Annotated in this window: 17 protein-coding genes and 1 pseudogene; 10 read left to right on the forward strand and 8 right to left on the reverse strand. The window is 58.7% G+C overall.

Annotated features, from left to right (window positions below; translation table 11 throughout):
• Positions 1-139: 139 nt before the first annotated feature.
• The gene (locus tag AB6K10_RS18810) at positions 140-1,636 is read right to left on the reverse strand and encodes an NAD-dependent succinate-semialdehyde dehydrogenase (protein ID WP_339119574.1); all 1,497 of its coding nucleotides are present in this window, start codon (positions 1,634-1,636) and stop codon (positions 140-142) included.
• A gap of 346 nt (positions 1,637-1,982) precedes the next feature.
• Between AB6K10_RS18810 and AB6K10_RS18815 the strand changes: the two genes are divergently transcribed.
• Entirely contained in the window at positions 1,983-3,212 is a 1,230-nt protein-coding gene (locus AB6K10_RS18815; RefSeq protein WP_339119575.1) for a diguanylate cyclase, read from the forward strand.
• Here AB6K10_RS18815 and AB6K10_RS18820 read toward each other — a convergent pair.
• Genes AB6K10_RS18820 through doeA form a run of 3 tightly spaced genes read right to left on the reverse strand, consistent with a single transcriptional unit; the run spans position 3,207 to position 5,954 of the window.
• Positions 3,207-3,689 (reverse strand): Lrp/AsnC family transcriptional regulator, encoded by a 483-nt coding sequence (locus AB6K10_RS18820; protein ID WP_305946922.1) that lies wholly within the window; start codon positions 3,687-3,689, stop codon positions 3,207-3,209. The genes AB6K10_RS18815 and AB6K10_RS18820 overlap by 6 nt on opposite strands.
• A gap of 8 nt (positions 3,690-3,697) precedes the next feature.
• Positions 3,698-4,729, reverse strand: coding sequence for a N(2)-acetyl-L-2,4-diaminobutanoate deacetylase DoeB (gene doeB, locus AB6K10_RS18825; RefSeq protein ID WP_159343044.1), 1,032 nt, complete (start codon positions 4,727-4,729; stop codon positions 3,698-3,700).
• Between the two features lie 25 nt (positions 4,730-4,754).
• On the reverse strand, positions 4,755-5,954 hold the full coding sequence (doeA, locus tag AB6K10_RS18830) for an ectoine hydrolase DoeA (RefSeq protein WP_285262963.1): 1,200 nt from the start codon (positions 5,952-5,954) through the stop codon (positions 4,755-4,757).
• Between the two features lie 313 nt (positions 5,955-6,267).
• Here doeA and AB6K10_RS18835 point away from each other — a divergent pair, with 313 nt between their 5' ends.
• The 4 genes from AB6K10_RS18835 (at position 6,268) to AB6K10_RS18850 (ending at position 10,238) form a co-directional block, all read left to right on the forward strand.
• On the forward strand, positions 6,268-7,203 hold the full coding sequence (locus tag AB6K10_RS18835; protein ID WP_159343046.1) for a glyoxylate/hydroxypyruvate reductase A: 936 nt from the start codon (positions 6,268-6,270) through the stop codon (positions 7,201-7,203).
• Positions 7,204-7,358: 155 nt separating this feature from the next.
• Positions 7,359-8,000, forward strand: a complete 642-nt coding sequence (locus AB6K10_RS18840) for a hypothetical protein (protein ID WP_305947007.1) — start codon at positions 7,359-7,361, stop codon at positions 7,998-8,000.
• The gene (locus tag AB6K10_RS18845; protein ID WP_305946924.1) at positions 8,001-8,933 is read left to right on the forward strand and encodes a lysine exporter LysO family protein; all 933 of its coding nucleotides are present in this window, start codon (positions 8,001-8,003) and stop codon (positions 8,931-8,933) included.
• A 75-nt stretch (positions 8,934-9,008) separates the two neighbouring features.
• Positions 9,009-10,238 (forward strand): nucleoside recognition domain-containing protein, encoded by a 1,230-nt coding sequence (locus AB6K10_RS18850; RefSeq protein ID WP_339119576.1) that lies wholly within the window; start codon positions 9,009-9,011, stop codon positions 10,236-10,238.
• A 247-nt stretch (positions 10,239-10,485) separates the two neighbouring features.
• Here AB6K10_RS18850 and AB6K10_RS18855 read toward each other — a convergent pair whose 3' ends face one another.
• From AB6K10_RS18855 to AB6K10_RS18865, 3 genes are all read right to left on the reverse strand, one after another.
• Positions 10,486-12,678: an OsmC domain/YcaO domain-containing protein gene (locus tag AB6K10_RS18855; protein ID WP_339117703.1), complete on the reverse strand. Its 2,193-nt coding sequence runs from the start codon at positions 12,676-12,678 to the stop codon at positions 10,486-10,488.
• Positions 12,679-12,821: 143 nt separating this feature from the next.
• Positions 12,822-12,992, reverse strand: a complete 171-nt coding sequence (locus AB6K10_RS18860) for a hypothetical protein (RefSeq protein ID WP_339117704.1) — start codon at positions 12,990-12,992, stop codon at positions 12,822-12,824.
• A gap of 30 nt (positions 12,993-13,022) precedes the next feature.
• On the reverse strand, positions 13,023-13,907 hold the full coding sequence (locus AB6K10_RS18865; protein ID WP_339117705.1) for a LysR family transcriptional regulator: 885 nt from the start codon (positions 13,905-13,907) through the stop codon (positions 13,023-13,025).
• Positions 13,908-14,026: 119 nt separating this feature from the next.
• Here AB6K10_RS18865 and AB6K10_RS18870 point away from each other — a divergent pair, with 119 nt between their 5' ends.
• Both AB6K10_RS18870 and AB6K10_RS18875 read left to right on the forward strand, forming a co-directional pair.
• Positions 14,027-15,037 (forward strand): zinc-binding alcohol dehydrogenase family protein, encoded by a 1,011-nt coding sequence (locus AB6K10_RS18870; protein ID WP_062374058.1) that lies wholly within the window; start codon positions 14,027-14,029, stop codon positions 15,035-15,037.
• 99 nt (positions 15,038-15,136) lie between these two features.
• Positions 15,137-15,457, forward strand: coding sequence for a helix-turn-helix transcriptional regulator (locus AB6K10_RS18875; RefSeq protein WP_339117706.1), 321 nt, complete (start codon positions 15,137-15,139; stop codon positions 15,455-15,457).
• An 11-nt stretch (positions 15,458-15,468) separates the two neighbouring features.
• Here AB6K10_RS18875 and AB6K10_RS18880 read toward each other — a convergent pair whose 3' ends face one another.
• Positions 15,469-16,056, reverse strand: coding sequence for a TetR family transcriptional regulator C-terminal domain-containing protein (locus AB6K10_RS18880; RefSeq protein ID WP_339117707.1), 588 nt, complete (start codon positions 16,054-16,056; stop codon positions 15,469-15,471).
• A 215-nt stretch (positions 16,057-16,271) separates the two neighbouring features.
• Here AB6K10_RS18880 and AB6K10_RS18885 point away from each other — a divergent pair, with 215 nt between their 5' ends.
• From AB6K10_RS18885 to AB6K10_RS18895, 3 genes and pseudogenes are all read left to right on the forward strand, one after another.
• The gene (locus AB6K10_RS18885; RefSeq protein ID WP_339119577.1) at positions 16,272-17,033 is read left to right on the forward strand and encodes an HlyD family efflux transporter periplasmic adaptor subunit; all 762 of its coding nucleotides are present in this window, start codon (positions 16,272-16,274) and stop codon (positions 17,031-17,033) included.
• Positions 17,003-17,476 carry a hypothetical protein gene (locus AB6K10_RS18890; protein ID WP_339119578.1) on the forward strand — a complete coding sequence of 158 codons (474 nt, stop codon included), beginning with the start codon at positions 17,003-17,005 and terminating at the stop codon, positions 17,474-17,476. The genes AB6K10_RS18885 and AB6K10_RS18890 overlap by 31 nt, the downstream gene beginning before the upstream one ends.
• Positions 17,473-19,644: pseudogene (locus tag AB6K10_RS18895) on the forward strand (efflux RND transporter permease subunit); the annotation flags it as partial. The gene AB6K10_RS18890 and the pseudogene AB6K10_RS18895, both read left to right, overlap by 4 nt.

Genomic DNA, 19,644 nt, shown 5'->3' on the forward strand with positions numbered 1-19,644 from the left:
TGAAGGCTTCCGGCTGGTTAGGTACACACGAACATGCTGTAACCCCCTCCCTGGGCGCTCGGCTTTTTCATCCCTGAAAAAGACGGTTCGCTTAGCACCTAACCAGCCTCTCTTGATCCTTGAGTATCTGCTCTCTTTTTTAACTACCCGATACGGAACCCAGCGCCCCAAGGCAGTAGTACTTCGTTTCCAGGTACTCATCGATACCTGTAGCGCCACCTTCACGGCCAAGGCCAGACTGTTTGACGCCGCCGAAGGGCACGGGCGGGCCGGTCATCTTCACGGAATTGACGCTCACCATGCCGTACTCCAGTGCGCGCATCAGCTTCCAAATACGACGAATATCGTGGGTGTAGATGTACGCGGCCAAGCCGTATTCGGTGTCGTTGGCCATCTCGATCACTTCGTCGTCGCTACTATAAGCGGTAATGCCGGCCACGGGGGCAAAGTTCTCTTCCCGCCATACTTTCATTTGCGGTGTCACACCGGTCAGCAGCACGGGCATAAAGAAGTTGTCGCCCGGCGCTTGGCTTTGGTCGCCCGCCACCATCGTAGCGCCTTGGGAGATCGCGTCGTCCACAATCGCGGCTGCTTTTTCGACCGCTTGGCGGTGAATGAGCGGGCCAAGATCGACTTCGCCATGCAGGCCATTGCCCACGGTAAGGGCGGCCATACGCTCGGTGAACTGGGCCACGAACTCATCGTGAATCGATTCGTGTACCAGAATCCGGTTAGCGGCCAGGCAGTCTTGCCCTGCCGTTTGAAACTTTGCCGCTACCGCCGCGAAGGCGGCTTCTTTCGGGTCCATATCCGGCCCGACGATAAACGGCGCGTTACCACCCAGCTCTAGCGAAAGACGCTTCACGGTGTTCGCGCTCTGCTCGATGAGCAGGCGGCCAACGCGGGTGGAGCCAGTAAACGAGAGCGCACGAATACGCGGTTCGCTGCACAAAATCTTGGAGACTTCCGCAGGCTCGCCCAGCACCACGTTGAAGATACCTTCGGGAATGCCCGCTCGCTCAGCGAGTTCTGCCAGCGCCAGCGCCGAGAATGGCGTTTCGTTGGCGGGTTTTACAATCACCGGGCAACCTGCAGCCAGCGCGGCAGCGGCTTTACGGGTGATCATCGCCAGCGGGAAGTTCCAAGGCGTAATCATCGCGGCAATGCCCACCGGCTCTTTAATGGTGCCGAGCGATGCATTGGGAATATGGCTCGGGATGGTCTCGCCGTAGGTGCGCTTGCCCTCTTCCGCGAACCAGCGCACAAAGCTTGCGCCATACTCCACCTCGCCACGGGCATCGGGCAGCGGTTTGCCCTGCTCCAGGGTCATGATGGTCGCTAGGTCTTCGCGGTTGGCTTGAATCAGGTCGTACCAGGCCAGCAGGCGTTCACAGCGCTCGTCGGCGCGCAGTGCCCGCCAGTGAACAAACGCTGCTTCCGCCGCATCCACCGCCGCAGTGATTTGATTCGCCTCCAGCAACGGAATATGGCCAATGGCTTCGTTGGTGGCGGGATCAAAGACAGCCTCTTCGCGGCCGCCTTCACCGTGGGTCCACTTGCCGTTCACGTAGGCGTACTGCCGGAACAAGCGCGGGTCTTCCAGGCGTTTCACGAGCGTGGTCGATAGTGTGGTCATGGGAACCTCCCCAGGTTGCAGCCAGTACGATGAGGCCCATTAAGGGCGACACACCGTGCACATCAAAAGGGTTATCACAGCGGCCCAATGGCCGCGCTGAATTGATGTACTTAGCGTAAGGGAGAACCGCCTTGAAGTGTTTTTGAAAGCGCAGCTGATTTCAGCCACATTTTTTGTGGCGAGGCCATTTATAACGTTTTTTTTTGGTGATGACGCATGCCCGCAGTCATAGCGGTCTCTGCAATGCCTTTAAACTACGAAAAATTGTGGCAGCCGCCTTTTACTTGCCCTTTTCTATTGATTCCCGGTTAAGCTGAAGTAGCCCTATAGGCCGGGAGATCATGTTGTGTACCGACCCACTTACTATCAACAATTGTCAACGCGCATGGGCGCGATGACGGTACGCGAGAAGTACGACATTGACCGCCATGATGAGCGGATCAAGACGTTGCGGCTGCTGACCACGCTTCTCGCTATCTTCTATTTCTCCTACACGTTGGTAGATATCTATCTGCTGCCAGATATTGCTCTGCGCTCGGTGCTGCTTCGCGGTCTGGTCATGCTTCCAGTGACATTTTTTCTCTTTGCCTACTACAAACGCCCTGTTTCGATTCGCCGTAAAGAGCTAGCAGCTGTCCTTGTCATCACCTTATCAGCCGTCGTTTGGTGTGCCATTTTACTTGGCTCTGAGAATGAGCGAGTGCTCAGCTATTTTTATGCGGGCCTTGTCTTTCTTATGGTACTGACCATCGTTTTAACACCGCCTTTCGAACAGAGTCTCTATAGCTCGCTTTTCGTATTCGCTTGTCTTTACTCGTCTATTTGGTTTTTATCTGGCGCAACAAGCTTTTACGTCATTAATCATTTATCGCTGGGCGCTCCTGTGTTGGTGCTCACCTTGATTGCCAATTACCGCTTTTCTGCTGAATCTTTGCGGCTCTATTTAGAAAACGTCAGCGTGGAGCAGCTTCGCGAAGAGCTGGCAGCCCGCAATGCAGAACTCGAAAGGATTTCTCATATTGACCCATTGACGGGTCTGACCAATCGCCGAGGCTTGGCTCGCTACGCGGATGATTTACAGCAGCATCCCAACGCGCAACACTGCATTGCCGCCATTATTATCGATGTAGATCACTTTAAAGCCTTTAACGATTTTTACGGACATTCAGAGGGAGATAACTGCCTGCGCGACGTTGCTAATGCTATTCGTAGCGCCTGTCGATCGGACGATGTGGTATGTCGTTTTGGGGGCGAAGAGTTTTTAATAGTCCGATCAGATCAAAGCACCCAGACGAGCCATGTACTCGCCTTTGCAGAGAACATTCGCTCCAAGGTCGTAGAACTGGCCATCCCTCATCAGCCTACCCAGGAGAAAAAAGTGACTATTAGCATTGGCGTTTATATAGGCACACTGGGTACAGATACAGAACTAGGCCAGTTGATCAAGTCAGCGGATGCAGCCTTATATGAAGCGAAGCGACAAGGCCGCAACCGTGTTCGATTAAGTCAGCAACTTAGCGACGAATCCTCTCATCTGCCTAAGCGGTCTACCTTACATATGGATAATCCGCTATAGCGCAGCGTTTGTATCCGTTTCAATACCAATAGGCGCATGCTTTACGGTCTTCGTCACGATATACGTAAAGTAGCGCTCAATGCCCGCCTCCGATACCAGCCACTTATCCATCAAGCGCTGGTAGCTATCAATGGTGCGAGCTTCGAACTTCACGAGATAATCGACGCCGCCACCAACGGCCACGCACTCGGTCACCTCGGGGGTTTGCATCACCAAGGCTTCAAAACGAGCAAAGCTTTCGGCGTTGTGCTGTTTGAGCTCAATTTGTACCCACACAGGGTTGCGCGGCACCAACACCTCCGCATTGATGCGCGCCGTATACCCTTCAATCACCCCGGCTTTTTCCAGGCGCTTCACCCGTTCCCAGCAGGGGCTGACCGAAAGGTTAATCGCCTCGGCCAGCTTCGATTTGGTGATGCGCCCGTCCCTAGAGAGGATATCGAGGATTTTGAGATCAAAACGGTCCAGTTTCATCATGCCGGGGGCTACGCCTCCAGGCGTTCGACAACATCAGCGATCACCGCCAGGGTGTCCCCCATATTGATCAGCGATGGCGCACGGCGGGCCATGAGAATGCCGTCACGCTCAGCTTGGTAGGCCACCGGAGCCGTGCCGCTGCGGGTCATGTCGTAGACGTAGGCGATGGTTTGGCCTTTCTTCACTTCATCCCCCAGCGCCACTAACAGCTCCAACACGCCGGAGTGTTGGCTCTGCACGTAGCAACTGGCATCCGGCATATCAAGGTACATCTGCCCGCCTTTGGGCATCTCCACTTCACCGGCTACCAAGCCGTAATGAATTAAGAAGTTGCGCACGCCACGCTCGGCAATGGCAATGCTTTGCGGCGTAGAGGTGCCGCCGCCGCCCAACTCAGTGGCCACAAACACTTTGCCCTGGCGCTCGCAGGCGGTGTCGAATAGCTTTTCGGCATCCAGCTCGAACATCACCATGGCGTAAGGTGCGCCAAACGCTTTGGCACCTTCTAAGGCTGCCTGCTGCTGCTTTTTGTCGTCCAATACGTGAGACGCACCAAACGGCAGGATATCCAGCGTGCGGCCGCCGGAGTGCAGGTCGAGCACCACATCGCTCATGGGCACCAGCACGCGGGTGAAGTAGTCGGCAATTTGCGAGGTCACCGTGCCGTTAGGGTCGCCAGGGAAGCTACGGTTCAGGTTGCCTTTGTCCATGGGCGAGGTGCGTTTGCCCGCCATCACCGCGGGAGTATTCATGCAGGGCACGATGATCACGCGACCGGTCACGTCTTCCGCTTTCAGCGTTGAGGAGAGCTTCAGCAGCGAGGTGATGCCCTCGTACTCATCGCCATGGTTGCCGCCGGTGAGCAGCGCCGTGGGGCCTTCGCCATTCTTGACTACCGTGACGGGAATCATCACCGCGCCCCAAGCCGATTCATCGGTGGAGATTGGCAGCTTTAAAAAGCCGTGCTGCACGCCGTCGGCGTCGAAATCAACGGTGGCGGAAATGGGGCTTGGCCGCAGTTGGTTCGGTTGATGCGTCATTGTGTGTCCCTTGTCTTGTGCGCGGCTATTTAACGAACAGCTGGCGGGGGAAGTTTGCCAGGGTTTCGCAGCCGTCTTCGGTAATGAGGATGCTTTCGGTGATTTCCAGGCCCCAGTCATCGACCCAGAGGCCAGGCATGAAATGAAACGTCATGCCGGGCTGCAGGATGGTTTCATCCGAGGGGCGCAGGCTCATGGTGCGCTCGCCCCAGTCGGGCGGATAGGAGATCCCGATGGGGTAACCACAGCGGGCACCGCCACGGTCAAAGCCGTATTTATCCATCGCAGCCCCCAGCGCCATGGCGATATCTGCCGTGCGGTTGCCGGGCTTGGCAACGGCTAAGCCGTTTTCGATCCCTTCCAATAGCGCCGATTCCGCACGAATGAAGTCGGTGGGAGGTGTGCCCAGAAAGACCGTGCGCGACATAGGGGCGTGGTAGCGTTTAAACACGCCAGCAATTTCGAAGAACGTGCCCTCTCCGGTACGAAACGGCGTGTCGTCCCAGGTTAAATGCGGGGCAGCTGCGTCTTTTCCGGTCGGCAGCATGGGCACGATGGCCGGGTAGTCACCACCGAATACTTTGCCGTTTTCGTCGATAAACCCTTCGATACCGACACGATAAATTTCTGATACCAGTTTGCTCTTGGGCAGGCCGGGTTCGATCACTTCAAGAATGCGCGAGTGCATCCCTTCGACGATTTTGGCCGCAATCCGCATATAAGCAATTTCTTGGGGCGACTTGATCGCCCGGCACCAGTTGACCAGCGCGTTAGCATCCATAAACCGCGCATGGGGCAGCTCTTTCAATAGGCTCTGATACGCTTTGGCGGAGAAGTAGTAGTTGTCCATCTCCATGCCCACCACGCCGGTATGCCAGCCCCGATCAGGCATGATCGATTGCGCCAGATACTCCATCGGGTGCATATCGGGGTTCTGGACGTAGTAATCCGGGTAGTAGGTGATGTTGTCGGGATGAATCCAGCAAGTACGCAACGCGCCGTTGGCATCCATACGACGACCAAACCATACCGGCTCGCCTTCCAGCCCCACCAATACGCACTGGTGAACGTAAAATGACCAGCCATCGTAGCCGGTCAGCCACGCCATGTTGGAAGGGTCGCTGACGATCAGTACATCGATGCCGCGAACGGCCATTTCAGTACGCACCTTCCACAGGCGGTTCGCATACTCTTCACGAGTGAAAGGCAGGGAAACCTCAGTCATCGGGCAACTCGCCATCAAAGATCACTAAGAACCAGCACAAGCCAAAGTGGCTTGCCGCGCTGGGCCACAGGATCGACCTGGCCACCGCCGCTGTTGGCCCGCCAATGTCGTCTTAAGCCGATACTAGCACCCACCCTTGGTTGCCGGTCAAAACCTTTATGACAAAAATTTCATATGCCGTTAACGCCCCCTTCATTCGAATGTTAACAGCGCCTTTACGAGGTCAGCGTCAGGCATAGCGCGGGTTGCGCACGCCTATCGCTCTCACCCATGATAGTGGGCAACGGCATTGGGCAGATGATCAGGAGATGGTATGAAAATCGTGGTGCATATCGACGACGCAGAACAGTGGCAACACGCCATTGCCGAAGCGCTGCCTCAGGCGACCGTTCTCACCAGCGACGCGCCTGCTAGCGAGCGCATCAACGCCGACTACCTGGCCGTATGGAAAGCGCCAGCGCACCTTTTGCAGGAACAAACCCAGCTAAAAGGCATTATCAATCTAGGCGCAGGCGTCGATCATCTGCTCAAGACCCCCGGGCTGCCCAAAGACGTGCCCATCGTGAAATTGCGCGACGCGGGTATGAGCGAGCTCATGGCCGATTACGTGCTCTATGGCGTGCTGCACTTCTACCGCAGCATGGATCGCTACGCCGCGCAGCAGCCCACTGCTCGGTGGCAGCCCCATGCCGTGCCCGATAAAGCGAGCTGGCCAGTGGGCGTATTGGGGCTAGGAGCCATCGGCAGCTATGTCGCCAGCGCTCTTCAACAGGCGGGCTTTCCCGTCTTGGGCTGGAGCCGCACGCCTAAAAAGATCAGCGGCGTGCGTTGCCTACACGGCGATGACGGGTTGAACGAGCTGTTGAGCCAAGTGCAAAGCGTGGTGACGATCCTGCCTGACACGGCAGCGACTCGGCACATTCTCGACGCCCAGCGGCTGGCCCAACTGCCCAAAGGGGCAAGTGTCATCAATCCTGGGCGCGGTAGCTTGATCGATGAGCAGGCGCTGCTGAACGCGTTGGGTTCGGACGAGCATTCAGGTCATCTGCGCGGCGCGCTGTTGGATGTCTTCCATGAAGAGCCCCTGCCCGCTGACCACCCGTTATGGCAACACCCCAAGGTCCTCGTCACACCCCATATGGCGGCGCCCACGCCGTTGAACGACGCCATCGATCAGGTGATCTCGTACCTGCATGCTTTCGATGCAGGGGAGCCACTGGCCACCGTGAACCCGGCAATGGGCTACTGACGGCTCCCCCTGCGCTCGCTATACTCGCCCAAGGAACCAAGCGCTCGCTAAAGGCTCTTAGGACAACAGACTGGATGGAGGAAGGGCCTTTGCATCACACACTCGCTCGTGCCGCGCAACGCGGCTTGATTGGCGCTGCTTTGAGTGCCCTGCTGATGACAAGCACCGCTGCGCTTGCCGATGATGGCGCGTCATTGGTGTCTCCACAACCGTTCGAGGCGCAGTACCGGCTAGAGATTCGCGGCTGGCCCGGCGCGACCATCACGCACACGCTCACCAACGAGAGCTCGCACTGGTTGAGCGATATGAGCTTCTCCATTGCGGTGGCCCGCGGCCAGGAGCGCAGCCGCTTTTCGATTGACGACGACAGCACTCATTCACTGCTCTACAACAGCAGCTATTCGCTCTTCGGGGTGGGTGACAGCTATCAGCTCAACGAGGGTGATATTAGCTCCATCGACCGTCAGGCCGCGCTTTTCGACCTCTCCCGCCGGGCAGGCACCGAGGGCTGCACAGAAAGCAGCCCCTGCGATATCAGCTTCGTGGACCATCGCGGGCGGGACGAAAACTTTCAGTACTATGTGAATGCGCCCACCACAGCCCGCGTGCCTGCCGGTGAGTTCGAGGCCAAACAGGTCACGCTGATCGATGCCGAGAAGCCTGATCGTCACCTGCTGATCAATTTTCATCCCGAATGGCCGGGACTCATCCTCTCTGCCACGTATGAGAAAGAGGGACGCAGACAAACGACGCTCACCATGACCCAATTCAACCCCGCCGGGGGTAACGCTCCCTAAATGCTTTCTGGCCTATTGATCGTTTTATTGCCGCTATTTTTGGGCTACTTGGTACGTGTCCGTTCGACCCACTTGCTGAATCTGATTAACCGAGCCGTTAGCGGCTCGGTGTACCTGATTCTGCTGTTGATGGGCGTGAGCCTCGCCGGGCTTGAGAATTTGGGCAGCCAGCTCTCCCGCTTGGGTGGCAATGCGCTACTGTTGTTTAGCATCACCACGCTGTTTAACTTAGCCGCATTATGGTGGCTTTCTCGGCGAGTGCGACTCAGCGCTGGCGGCTCGCCGGTAGTGAAAGATGCGCCTACCAGCAAGCTGGCCGCCATGCAGGGCTCACTGCTGCTGGTGGGCGTGGTGGCGGCGGGCGTCACCATGGGGCTGCTGCTTGGGCCAATGGTTGGCGAGGCGCTGTTCACCACCGCTGACTGGCTAGCCGAGTGGGTGCTGTACCTGCTGCTGGTGTTGATTGGCTGCCAGCTACGCAACTCCGGTATGCCGCTGAAGCAAATTTTGCTCAACCGCTTGGGGCTCGCCATTGCAGCCACGCTGGCCGTTAGCTCGCTGCTAGCGGGCTTAGTGGCCGCCCCGCTGCTTTCGCTGAGCTGGAACGAGGGCCTGGCCATGGCCTCAGGCTTCGGCTGGTACTCGCTGTCCGCCATCCTGATTGGCGACCAGCTTGGCCCGCTGATGGGTGGTGTGGCGTTCTTCAACGACCTCACCCGCGAGCTGCTGGCGTTCATCCTGATCCCGCTGGTCATTCACCGCCACACCGCGCTGGCGATTGGCTACGGCGGGGCGACCTCCATGGATTTCACCCTGCCCGTCATTCAACAACACGGCGGCGTGGCCTGTGTGCCCATTGCCGTGGTGAGCGGCTTTATCCTCTCGCTGCTCTCCCCGCCGCTGATACTGTTCTTTCTTTCGCTTTCGGGTTAGCACGCACGGGCGCTCCTTGGTTAGGATACGCAGCAAGCGCATACCCTCTTTTATGACCAAGGACGCCCACCCGCCATGCTCAACGGAATCTGGTTAAGCTTCTTTATTGCCGCCTTTGCGGCATCGCTCTGGCAGTGGCTGGTGGGTGGCGACAGCGACGTGTTTGCCCGCTTGGTGCAGTCACTGTTCGATATGGCGAAAGTGAGCGTCGATATTATCTTGGTGCTGCTGGGCACCATGACGCTGTGGCTGGGGTTTCTTTCCATTGCCGAAAAGGCGGGATTAATACGACTGCTGGGGCGGGTACTCGACCCGTTGTTTAGCCGCTTGATGCCAGAAGTGCCCCGTGGCCACCCGGCCATGGGGCTAATCAGCATGAACTTCGCGGCGAACATTCTCGGCCTGGATAACGCCGCCACGCCAATCGGTATCAAAGCGATGCATTCGCTGCAAAGTCTTAATCCCAGCAGTGAGACTGCCAGCAACGCGCAAATTCTATTTCTGGTACTCAATACCTCGTCGCTCACCCTGCTGCCCGTCACTATTTTTATGTACCGAGCCCAGCAAGGAGCCACCGACCCGACGCTGGTCTTTTTACCAATCTTGTTAGCGACAAGCGCCTCTAGCCTGGCTGGGCTGTTGGCGGTAGCGGTGATGCAGCGTTTAAAGCTCTGGCACCCTGTAGTGTTGGCCTATTTAGTGGCGGCTGCGTTAGCGTTAGGGCTATTGATCACTACCTTGGCGGGGATGTCCGCTCAGGCGCTGGCGGCGGCCTCAACCCTGGTGGGCAATCTGACCCTGTTTAGCATTGTGATGATGTTTCTGGTGGTTGGCGCGCTGCGCGGAGTGAAGGTGTACGACGCCTTTATCGAAGGGGCTAAAGAGGGCATGAGCTTTACCATCACCCTGCTGCCCTTCCTGATTGCCATGCTAGTCGCGGTGGGTGTGCTACGCGCCAGCGGCGTGCTGGATGCCGGGCTTGGCGGTATCCGCTGGCTGGTTGAAGGCATCGGCTGGGACACCCGCTTTGTGGATGCGCTGCCCACCGCCTTTGTGAAGCCCCTCTCCGGCAGTGGCTCCCGTGCCATGATGATCGAAACCATGAACACCTTTGGTGTCGATAGCTTCCCTGGGCTACTGGCAGCCACCTTCCAAGGCAGCACCGAAACCACGTTTTACGTGCTGGCGGTTTACTTCGGTGCCGTAGGCATCACCCGCATTCGCCATGGGTTGGGATGCGCCCTGGTCGCCGATATAGCAGGCATCACCACCGCCATTCTGGTGTGCTACTGGTTCTTTGGCTGAATTGCGCGAAGAGTGTTGTACCAAGCCAAGCATGTAATTAAATTTGGCGCAGCGGTGCAGTTGATTGCACTCACTGCGCCAGAGTGCACCACATAAAAACGGTGCGGGCCTTTTCCTGCTTCAAACAAAAAACGCCCTAGGGGTCGGCTTATCCCGAGATATGTGGGAAAGCTTACTGCCTAAGGCGTGGATAATTTCTAGCTTACGGAGTACTTAATGCCTCGTCAACCCCAATCGCCTCTACAGGTTACATGCGCGCAATCCCCGCTTTAGCCGCTCGCGCTGCGTGAAGCTTCTTGTAGCTTTCGATCAGGCGCTGGTGGCGATCCAAGCCCTCTAACTGCATATTGGTGGGCTTGAGGCCGTGGAAGCGCACGCTGCCGTCTACTGAACCCACGACCGCCTCCATAGTCGCTTCGCCAAACATGCGCTGGAAGTTGGGGAGGTAGTCGTCCAGCTCCAATTCGTCGTCCAGGGCAATTTCCAGCACCGCGTTGACCGCCTGATAGAACAGCCCGCGCTCAACGGTGTTGTCGTTGTACTGGAGGAACATCTGCACGCAGTCCAGCGCCTCTTCATGGCGGCCAAGTGCCAGGTAAACCAGCAGTTTCAGCTCCAGAATGGTTAGCTGGCCCCACACGGTGTTCTCGTCGAACTCGATACCAATCAGCGTGATGATATCGGCGTGGTCGTCCATCTGGCTCTCTTCCAAGCGCTCGACGAGATCGGTGAGCTGCTCGTCATCCAGGCGATGCAGATTGAGAATATCTTCGCGGTAGTCCAGCGCCTTGTTGGTGTTGTCCCAAATCAGGTCTTCGATGGGGTACACCTCGGAGTAGCCAGGTACCAGAATGCGGCATACCGGCGCGCCCAGGTCTTCGTGCACTGCCATGTACACTTCCGCGCCCAGCTCTTCGAAAATACCGAACAGGGTCTCGGCTTCTTCCTCGTTGCTGCCGGAGAAGTCCCACTCGCTGAACTCGAAGTCGGGCTTGGCGCTGAAGAAGCGCCAGGAGACTACGCCTACCGAGTCGATGAAGTGCTCGACGAAGTTGTTCGGCTCAGAGACAGTCTGCGAGTTGAAAGTTGGCAGCGGCAGGTCGTTCAGGCCTTCGAAGCTGCGGCCTTGGAGCAGCTCGGTCAAGCTGCGCTCCAGCGCTACTTCAAAGCTTGGGTGAGCACCGAAGGAGGCAAACACGCCGCCGGTACGCGGGTTCATCAGCGTCACGCACATCACCGGGAACTGCCCGCCCATGGAGGCATCCTTCACCAGCACCGGGAAGCCTTGGGCTTCCAGGGCATTAATGCCCTCTACAATGTTCGGGTACTTGGCCAACACTTCTTGGGGTACGTCGGGCAGGGTCAGCTCCTGTTCGAGAATCTCCCGCTTCACCGCCCGCTCGAAAATTTCTGAAAGGCACTGCACCTGAGCTTCCACCAGGGTATTGCCCGCGCTCATGCCGTTGCTGAGGAACAGGTTTTCGATCAGGTTAGAGGGGAAGTAGACCGTTTCGCCATCGCTTTGGCGCACAAAGGGCAGCGAAACGATGCCCCGGTCTTCACGACCCGAGTTGGTATCGATCAGGTTCGAGCCACCCAGCTCGCCTTCAGGGTTGTAAATCGCCAGGCAGTGCTCGTCGAGAATTTCGGCGGGCAGCTCGTCGTTCGGGCCCGGCTTGAACCACTTCTCATTGGGGTAGTGAACAAATTCACTGTTGGCAATCTCTTCACCCAAAAACTGGTCGTTATAGAAAAAGTTGCAGCTCAGGCGTTCGATAAACTCGCCCAGCGCCGAACAAAGCGCACTCTCTTTGGTCGCGCCTTTGCCGTTGGTAAAGCACATGGGGGACGCCGCATCGCGAATATGCAGCGACCAAACGTGAGGCACGATATTGCGCCAGGAGGCGATCTCAATCTTCATACCGAGGTCGGCCAAAATGCCGCTCATATTGGCAATGGTCTGCTCCAGCGGCAGATCTTTGCCTTCGATGTAGGTGCTGCTCCCCTCCGGCGCGCCCATCAGCAGCGCTTGGGCGTCCTCGTCGATGTTCTCGACCACTTCAATCTGGAACTCGGGGCCGGTCTGAACAACCTTCTTCACCGTGCAGCGGTCGATGGAGCGCAGGATGCCTTCGCGATCCTTTTCCGAGATATCTTCCGGCAGCTCTACCTGAATCTTGAAGATCTGCTTGTAGCGGTTTTCCGGGTCGACGATGTTGTTTTGCGACAGGCGAATGTTCTCGGTGGGAATATTGCGCGCGTTGCAGTACACCTTGACGAAGTAGGCGGCACACATAGCCGACGACGCCAGGAAGTAGTCAAACGGGCCAGGGGCCGAGCCGTCGCCCTTGTAGCGAATCGGCTGGTCGGAGATGACCGTAAAATCGTCGAACTTGGACTCCAGGCGGAGGTTGTCGAGATAGTTAACTTTGATTTCCATAAGCGGGCGTCCAGAGTAATGAGTGTGCCTGAGCGCCAACGCATCAGGCGAATGGCGGCCATTATCCAGTTTTTTGCCCGCTTCGTCTTGGGCAGTCGCGTGAATCGCTTATTGCGGCTCCAGCAAGAACGGCAGCGACTCCTCTAGCAGCAGGTCAGGAATCTCTTCGGCGATATAGTGCCCGCAAGGCAGCGCTCGTACTCCGCCAGCGCTTCCGGGGCGAACGGTGCCATGCCCGCGCTGCGGGTGCCCATCCGATAGGCAGTATCGACGCCGTTAACGCGGCGTGTCTGTTTTTCAAGCCCTTTAAACATGGCTAGCTCCTCGCGGATAGATGATGCTCTTCACTTGGCGTTCTCTTGTAACCGCTCGATCAGAAAGTCTTTCAGCGCGACCACGGCGGGCGTGAGCGACAGCCGATGCGGGCAGACGAGATACAGCGGCGCGGGCTCGGTAGGAAACGCAGCCAACAGCGCCACCAAGCGGCCTGCGCGGAGATCCGCCTGAACATCGAGGCGAGATTTATAGGCAATGCCCTCTCCCGCCAGCGCCCAGCGGCGCACACACTCGGCATCGTCGCTCACTCGATTGCCCTGCACGCTGATACGCTCACTGCCGAACTGCCACTGGTTGTGCACCCGCTCGCCCAGGTTGAAGCAGAGGCAGTTGTGCTGGCGTAATTCATCTGGAGTGGCAGGCTCGCCGTGGCGCGCGATATAGCTTGGTGCTGCGCACACCGCCCGGTGGTTATCGCTTTTTAGCGGCAGGGCTACCAGGCTGGAATCCTCCGGCACGCCGTAGCGCAGGGCAATCTCCACCGGTTGGCGAAACAGGTCGCTCACCCGGTCACTCACCCGAAGCCGCAGGCGCAGCTGCGGATGCCGCGCCATAAAGCGATCCAGCCAGCCCAGCAGCACGTTGCGGCCCAGATCAGACGGCATGGAGAGGCTGAGCTCTCCCGCTATCTCCTGGCGCTCGCGGTGCAGTTCTTTTTCCCCTTCGGCAAGGGCACTCAGCGCCGTTTTCGCGTGCACTAAATAGTGCGCCCCAGCGGGCGTTAGCCGCAAGCTGCGGGTAGAGCGCACCAACAGCCGCGTGCCTAGAGCGTCTTCAAGCCGTTTGATCGCCACGCTAGCCACCGCTGGGGTAATCGCCAGCTCCCGCGCGGCGGCGGAAAGGCTGCCGTGCTCGGCGGCATAGACAAGCACGTTTAGGTCATCGGTACGCATGGAGCGATAGCGCCCTTATTTTCAAAAAAAATTGGAAACTGTTAGCTACATTAGCCCTCTTTTTCATAAAACGACACCCAGGCATGATGTCGCCATTCATCATCGCTTGGAGAACGACCATGAAAGCATTCGCGTTTACCAAAAGCCTGCCGATCGACCACCCAGACGCCCTGCACGCCGTCGAGCTGCCACTGCCCACCCCTGAGCCCCACGATATTCGTGTCGCGGTGAGCGCAGTTTCCGTCAATCCGGTGGATGCCAAGGTGCGCAAGAGCGCGCTGCCCGAAGGCGGCGAGCCTCGCGTGCTGGGTTACGACGCGGTGGGCGTGGTCGATGCCGTGGGCAGTGCGGTCACTCGCTTTCAGCCGGGTGACCGGGTGTGGTACGCGGGCAGCATCGCACGCCAAGGCTCCAACGCTGAGTACCAGCTGGTCGATGAGCGCATCGCCAGCCTAGCGCCGAAGAGCCTCTCCGACGCCCAGGCCGCCGCCCTGCCGTTAACCGCCATTACTGCCTGGGAACTGCTGTTCGACCGCCTAGAGCTGGGCATGCGCGACACCCAAGGCAAAACCCTATTAGTGGTAGGCGCTGCGGGGGGTGTTGGCTCGATTCTGATTCAGCTCGCCAAGCAGCTCACCGATATCACCGTGATTGGGACAGCCTCACGCCCGGAAAGCCAAGCCTGGGTCACGTCGCTCGGCGCCGATGCGGTGATCGACCACCGCCAACCGCTGGATGAAGCGCTCAAAGCCGCAGGCTATGAGCAGGTGGATATGGTGGTCAGCCTCAATCAAACCGATCACCACTTCGAGGCGATCATCAATGCTCTAAAACCCCAGGGCAAGCTGGCGCTGATCGATGACCCGGAACTGATCGATGTGCGCAAACTCAAGCTCAAAAGCCTGTCACTGCACTGGGAGCTGATGTTCACGCGGCCGCTGTTTACCACCGAGGACATTGCCAAGCAGCACGACCTATTGAGCGAAGTCGCCGCCATGGTGGATAGCGGCCGTTTAACCACGACGCTGGGCGAGGTGCTTGGCCCCATCACTGCCGATAACCTAACGCGTGCCCACGCGCTGATTGAGAGCAACCGCACCGTGGGTAAGCTGGTGTTAGAGGGCTTCTAACCACGCGCACGGCTTATTTTAAGCGGACGTAAAGAGCGAGCCGTTGCACTCTTGGGCGCAAGGCGGCACATTAGCCGCCACCGCCCAAGAGTCACGCCTATGCACGATGAATTTGTGGCCAATTTGCGCCTGCTGTGCAGCTACTACCCCTCTATTGCCGACGTGTGCCGTCGCCTGCCCATCAACCGGGCGCAGTTCAACCGCTACCTCAGCGGACGCTACTACCCCAGCCATGCCGCGCTCCAGCGTATTTGCCACTTTTTTGGCGTCACGCCGGACGACATTGCCCTACCCCACCACGATTTTCGGGCGCTGGTACAAACCGGCCAGCTCAATGCCGACACCGCGAGCACCTCTCTGCTCGCCGCCGTGAACAACGACGTGACCAGCGGTGATTACCACTTCCGCGCTTGCCATTGATGTATCGCCTGCTAGCGTGGCACCAGCACTTGATCGAACAAAATGGCCTCGAAGTGTTCCATAGGGGCCAGAGATTTGAGTGTTTTAGCCCGCAGAATCGCCCCTTCCCATCCGGAGAGAATAAAGCTGGCCAGCGCCTCAGGCGGGATGGCGGCATTGATCGTGCCGTCGGCTTGGGCTTGGCTCAAGCAGACCACAAAGCGTTTTTCCCAACGCTGAAACACCAAATTCAGGGCATCACGGAAGGTATCACTCTGGCCGGAAAGCTCCTGACCGAGATTACCGATCAAGCAGCCGGTGGTGTGATCGCAGTCGAGCATATGGGCGCGCCCGGTGGCAAAGTAGCGGCGCAAACGCTCCAGGGGCGGCAGGGCGGGGTCTTCCAGCAGCGCCGCTAACGACGCATCGTAATCGTCGGCAAAGCGCTCGATGACCGCCAAACCGAAGTCTTCTTTGCTGGAAAAGTAGTGGTAGAACGAGCCTTTGGGGACACCGCAGGTTTTTAATACAGCATTGATACCCGTCGCATTATAGCCCTGCTGGGCAATCAGCTCGGCACCAGAATCAATGAGTTTGTCGCGGGTGGCGGTGTTTTTCATAACGTCATACAGACCAGGAAGTCTATGGCTTTTCACATGAATGATGGCAGCTATTACTTGCTGCGTCAGCGTTTGGTGCAAAAAAGCCCCGTCACGTCGGGTTGCACACTTTTTGCACAAAGCTTACCTAATCGCTGCGTGGCAATCGGTGATGCTAGCATGATACGCGCTCTTTTCTGGAATTTTTGCTCTCAGCCAACGGATAACACCCGTCCATGACCCCCTCTCGCTCTTACGCTTTTTCTCAGCAAGGTCGCATCGGCTTCGGTGCGCTGGCAGCGCTATTGGTGTTTGTCGGTGGTTTAGCTCTCGCTTGGTGGATCGTTAGCCAGCCGCCACGGGTCGAGCGCCGCCCGCCGCCACTGCCAACGCCGCCTGTGGTCGATGTCATCACTACGGAACAGCAGGTGCAGTCACCCACGCTGAACGGCTTTGGCCGCGTTGAGGCAGAAAAATCCACCGAGCTTGCCAGCCGCGTAGCGGGCCAGCTAGAGCGCTTTGGCGATGGCGTGCTGCCTGGGCGAGTCGTGGAGCAGGGCGAGCCGGTGGCCCACATCGACCAAGCCGACCTGCGCTTAACGCTAGAAGACGCCGAAGCCCAGTTGGCGAATGCCCAGGCGCAGCTCGCCTTAGAGCAGGCCGAGCAGCAGCGTGCGCGCAGCGAGTACGAATCCTTTGGCCGCCAGCTCAGCGCCGAACGCCGCGCGCTAGTGCTGCGTGAACCACAGCTCCGTCAGGCCCAAGCTCAACTGACCCAAGCCCGCGTGGTGCGAGACCAAGCGGCGCTCAACCTGGAGCGTGCGACCTTGACCGCCCCGTGGCGCGCCATGGTGCAAGAGCGTTTGGTGGGCGCTGGCAGCCTGCTGAGCCAAGGCACCGCCGTGGCGAGTTTGGTCGGCGTCGAGCAGTTCTGGGTGCGCGCCTCGCTGCCGGGCGAAACGCTGGATTGGCTCTCGCCGGGGGGAGCGTCACGCTGACCAGCCAAGGCTGGCCAGAAGGGGCCTCTCGGGAAGGCACGTTGCTCTCTATTCTGCCCAACCTCGAAGAGAACGGCCTGCAGGCCCAGCTGTTGATCGCCGTGGATGATCCACTGGCGCTCAACCAGGACGGCCCCGCCCTGCGCTTGGGAGATGTGCTGCGCGTGGCGTTTCATACCACCGCCGAAGAGCCCTTGATTGCGCTGCCCTCAGCCGCACTTCGCCCCGGCGAGCAGGTGTGGTGGGTGGATGAGGATAATCGCCTGCAAAGCACCCAGGTCACGCTCGCCTATCGCGGCCAGGAAGAAGTGCTGATACGCAGCGGCCTGGAGCCCGGCCAGCGGGTAGTGACTGCCGGGCTAGCCCAACCCAGAGAGGGCCAGGAAGTGCGGATTCGCCAGCGTGGCGATACCCCCGCTCAGGATGAGGGAGCGGCTCAATGATGCGTAAAGGCCCGCTGGCGTGGATGGTCGATCACGGCGTCGCCCCTAACCTGATGATGGTGCTGTTTATCATCGGCGGGTTAATGGCATCGCTGGCGATTAAAAAAGAGGTCTTCCCTGAATTCGAGACCGAAATCGTTCAGGTCACCATCAGCTACCCGGGTGCCACGCCCGAGGATGTGGAGCAGAGCCTGCTGCTGCCGGTCGAGGCCGCGATTGCCGATGTGGAAGGCATCGATGAACTGACCGCCAGCGCCAGCGAAGGCAGCGGCGTGGTGAGCGCCACGCTGATTGATGGCGTGGACGTGATGCGGGCGTATCAGGATATTCAGCAATCCGTGAACGCCATCACCACCCTGCCCGCCGCCGCCGACCCGCCCCGCTTCACCCTGGCAGGCCGCTCGCGCAGCGTGGTCAGCCTTCAGGTGTATGGCAACGTGGGCTTGGCCGCGCTTCACGATGCGGCAGAGAACGTACGCGCCGAGCTGCAGGCCACCAGCGGTATTTCCCGCGCCGAGCTTTCCGGCAACCGCGAACGGGAAATCCAGGTTCATTTGGATGACGAGGCCATCGAGCGCTACGGGTTGGATCATCAACAGCTAGCCAGCCGCATTGCCGAGGAAGCGCTGGACCTTGCCAGCGGCCAGCTCACAACCGACGAGGGTGAGTGGCTGATTCGCTACCAGGGGCGGCGCAACAGCGCCGAGGAGTTTGCCGAACTGCCCATCTTGACCACCGCCCAGGGCGCGCCCGTTATGCTCGGCGATATTGCCAGGGTGAGCGAGGGCTTTGCCGAAACTGATCGGGAGGAGTTCTACAACGGCCAGCCGGGGCTATCGGTGGACGTGTATCAAATCGGCGACCAAACGCCTACTGGTATTTCTAATGCGGTTTACGGCGAGTTGGAGCGGCTGCGGGCCAGCCTGCCCGATGGCGTCAGCCTGGACGTTTCACGGGATAGCTCGGAAGTGTACGAAGACCGCCTCAGCCTACTGCTGAAAAACGCCTGGATGGGTTTGGCGCTGGTACTGATTTTGATGGCGCTGTTTTTAGAGGCGCGGCTGGCCTTTTGGGTCACGCTAGGCATTCCCACGGCGTTTTTAGGGGCCATGCTGTTTCTACCCTGGGTCGGCGTGTCGCTCAATATGATGTCGATGTTCGCCTTTATCATTGCCCTCGGCATCGTGGTGGATGACGCCATCATGGTGGGCGAAAACATCTACAGTTACCGAGAGCAGGGCTACTCGCTGCGAGATGCGGCGGTTAAAGGCGCTCAAGAAATTGCCACTCCGCTGACCTTTGCCATCCTCTCCAATATCGTCGCGTTTCTACCGCTCTTGTTCCTGCCGGGATTTCTGGGGCTGATTTTTGCCACCGTGCCGGTGGTGGTGATTACCGTGTTTGTGATTTCGCTGGTAGAAGCGCTGTTTATTCTGCCCGCCCACTTGGCTCACGCCAGCAAGCCCCGCCAAACGCCCGCGTGGCAGCGGCCTATCGAAGCGGTGCGACTCAGTATGCAGCGCGGCCTGCATCACTTCACCTATCAACAGTTTGAGCCTCTGTTACAGCGCGCACTCAATCAGCGCCTGCTCACCGTCGCTATGGGGGTCGCCATTCTCTGTGTGACCATGGCCTGGGCGATGAGCGGGCGGTTAGGTTTTTCGCTGATGCCTCGGGTCGAGTCTGATCAGGTGCAAGCCACCGTCACCCTGCCGATTGGCAGCCATATCAGCGTAAGCCGCGAGCTAAGCCAACAGCTCCTCGATGCCGCCGCACAGCTCAGCGAGCAGGAAGAGACCCTCACCTTCAGCAGCACCCGCAGTAGCCTAGATGGCGAAAGCCTGGAAGTGCGTTTGGATATCGCGCCGGAAAGCCTGGATGCCTGGCCTCCTTCTCGCATCGCTCGGGAGTGGCGGACCTCACCGGGGATCTGTTAGGCGCGCAGTCGGTACGCTTCGAGTCTGACTTTGGCGGCCCCGGTAGCGGGGCGGCGTTGAGCCTGCGCCTCTCTCACCCCAATACCCAAGTGCTGGAGGCCGCCGCCGCAGATTTGGCCGAACGGCTAGCCGAATATGGCTTGACCGATATCGACAGCGGCCTGGGCGATGGCAAGCCACAGCTAGAGATGCGCCTCTCCGCCGAAGGTCGTTCACTCGGGCTGACCGGCA

Origin of the sequence: Halomonas sp. BMC6 (assembly GCF_964204995.1) — a bacterium.
Taxonomy (GTDB): domain Bacteria; phylum Pseudomonadota; class Gammaproteobacteria; order Pseudomonadales; family Halomonadaceae; genus Vreelandella.

What these genes read in the sequence shown, in the direction of transcription:
- AB6K10_RS18810 (WP_339119574.1), bottom strand. Translation starts at nt 1,636, where the DNA reads ATGACCACACTATCGACCACGCTCGTGAAACGCCTGGAAGACCCGCGC.
- AB6K10_RS18820 (WP_305946922.1), bottom strand. Translation starts at nt 3,689, where the DNA reads ATGATGAAACTGGACCGTTTTGATCTCAAAATCCTCGATATCCTCTCT.
- doeB (WP_159343044.1), bottom strand. Translation starts at nt 4,729, where the DNA reads ATGACGCATCAACCGAACCAACTGCGGCCAAGCCCCATTTCCGCCACC.
- doeA (WP_285262963.1), bottom strand. Translation starts at nt 5,954, where the DNA reads ATGACTGAGGTTTCCCTGCCTTTCACTCGTGAAGAGTATGCGAACCGC.
- AB6K10_RS18835 (WP_159343046.1), top strand. Translation starts at nt 6,268, where the DNA reads ATGAAAATCGTGGTGCATATCGACGACGCAGAACAGTGGCAACACGCC.
- AB6K10_RS18840 (WP_305947007.1), top strand. Translation starts at nt 7,359, where the DNA reads ATGACAAGCACCGCTGCGCTTGCCGATGATGGCGCGTCATTGGTGTCT.
- AB6K10_RS18845 (WP_305946924.1), top strand. Translation starts at nt 8,001, where the DNA reads ATGCTTTCTGGCCTATTGATCGTTTTATTGCCGCTATTTTTGGGCTAC.
- AB6K10_RS18850 (WP_339119576.1), top strand. Translation starts at nt 9,009, where the DNA reads ATGCTCAACGGAATCTGGTTAAGCTTCTTTATTGCCGCCTTTGCGGCA.
- AB6K10_RS18855 (WP_339117703.1), bottom strand. Translation starts at nt 12,678, where the DNA reads ATGGAAATCAAAGTTAACTATCTCGACAACCTCCGCCTGGAGTCCAAG.
- AB6K10_RS18860 (WP_339117704.1), bottom strand. Translation starts at nt 12,992, where the DNA reads ATGTTTAAAGGGCTTGAAAAACAGACACGCCGCGTTAACGGCGTCGAT.
- AB6K10_RS18865 (WP_339117705.1), bottom strand. Translation starts at nt 13,907, where the DNA reads ATGCGTACCGATGACCTAAACGTGCTTGTCTATGCCGCCGAGCACGGC.
- AB6K10_RS18870 (WP_062374058.1), top strand. Translation starts at nt 14,027, where the DNA reads ATGAAAGCATTCGCGTTTACCAAAAGCCTGCCGATCGACCACCCAGAC.
- AB6K10_RS18875 (WP_339117706.1), top strand. Translation starts at nt 15,137, where the DNA reads ATGCACGATGAATTTGTGGCCAATTTGCGCCTGCTGTGCAGCTACTAC.
- AB6K10_RS18880 (WP_339117707.1), bottom strand. Translation starts at nt 16,056, where the DNA reads ATGAAAAACACCGCCACCCGCGACAAACTCATTGATTCTGGTGCCGAG.
- AB6K10_RS18885 (WP_339119577.1), top strand. Translation starts at nt 16,272, where the DNA reads ATGACCCCCTCTCGCTCTTACGCTTTTTCTCAGCAAGGTCGCATCGGC.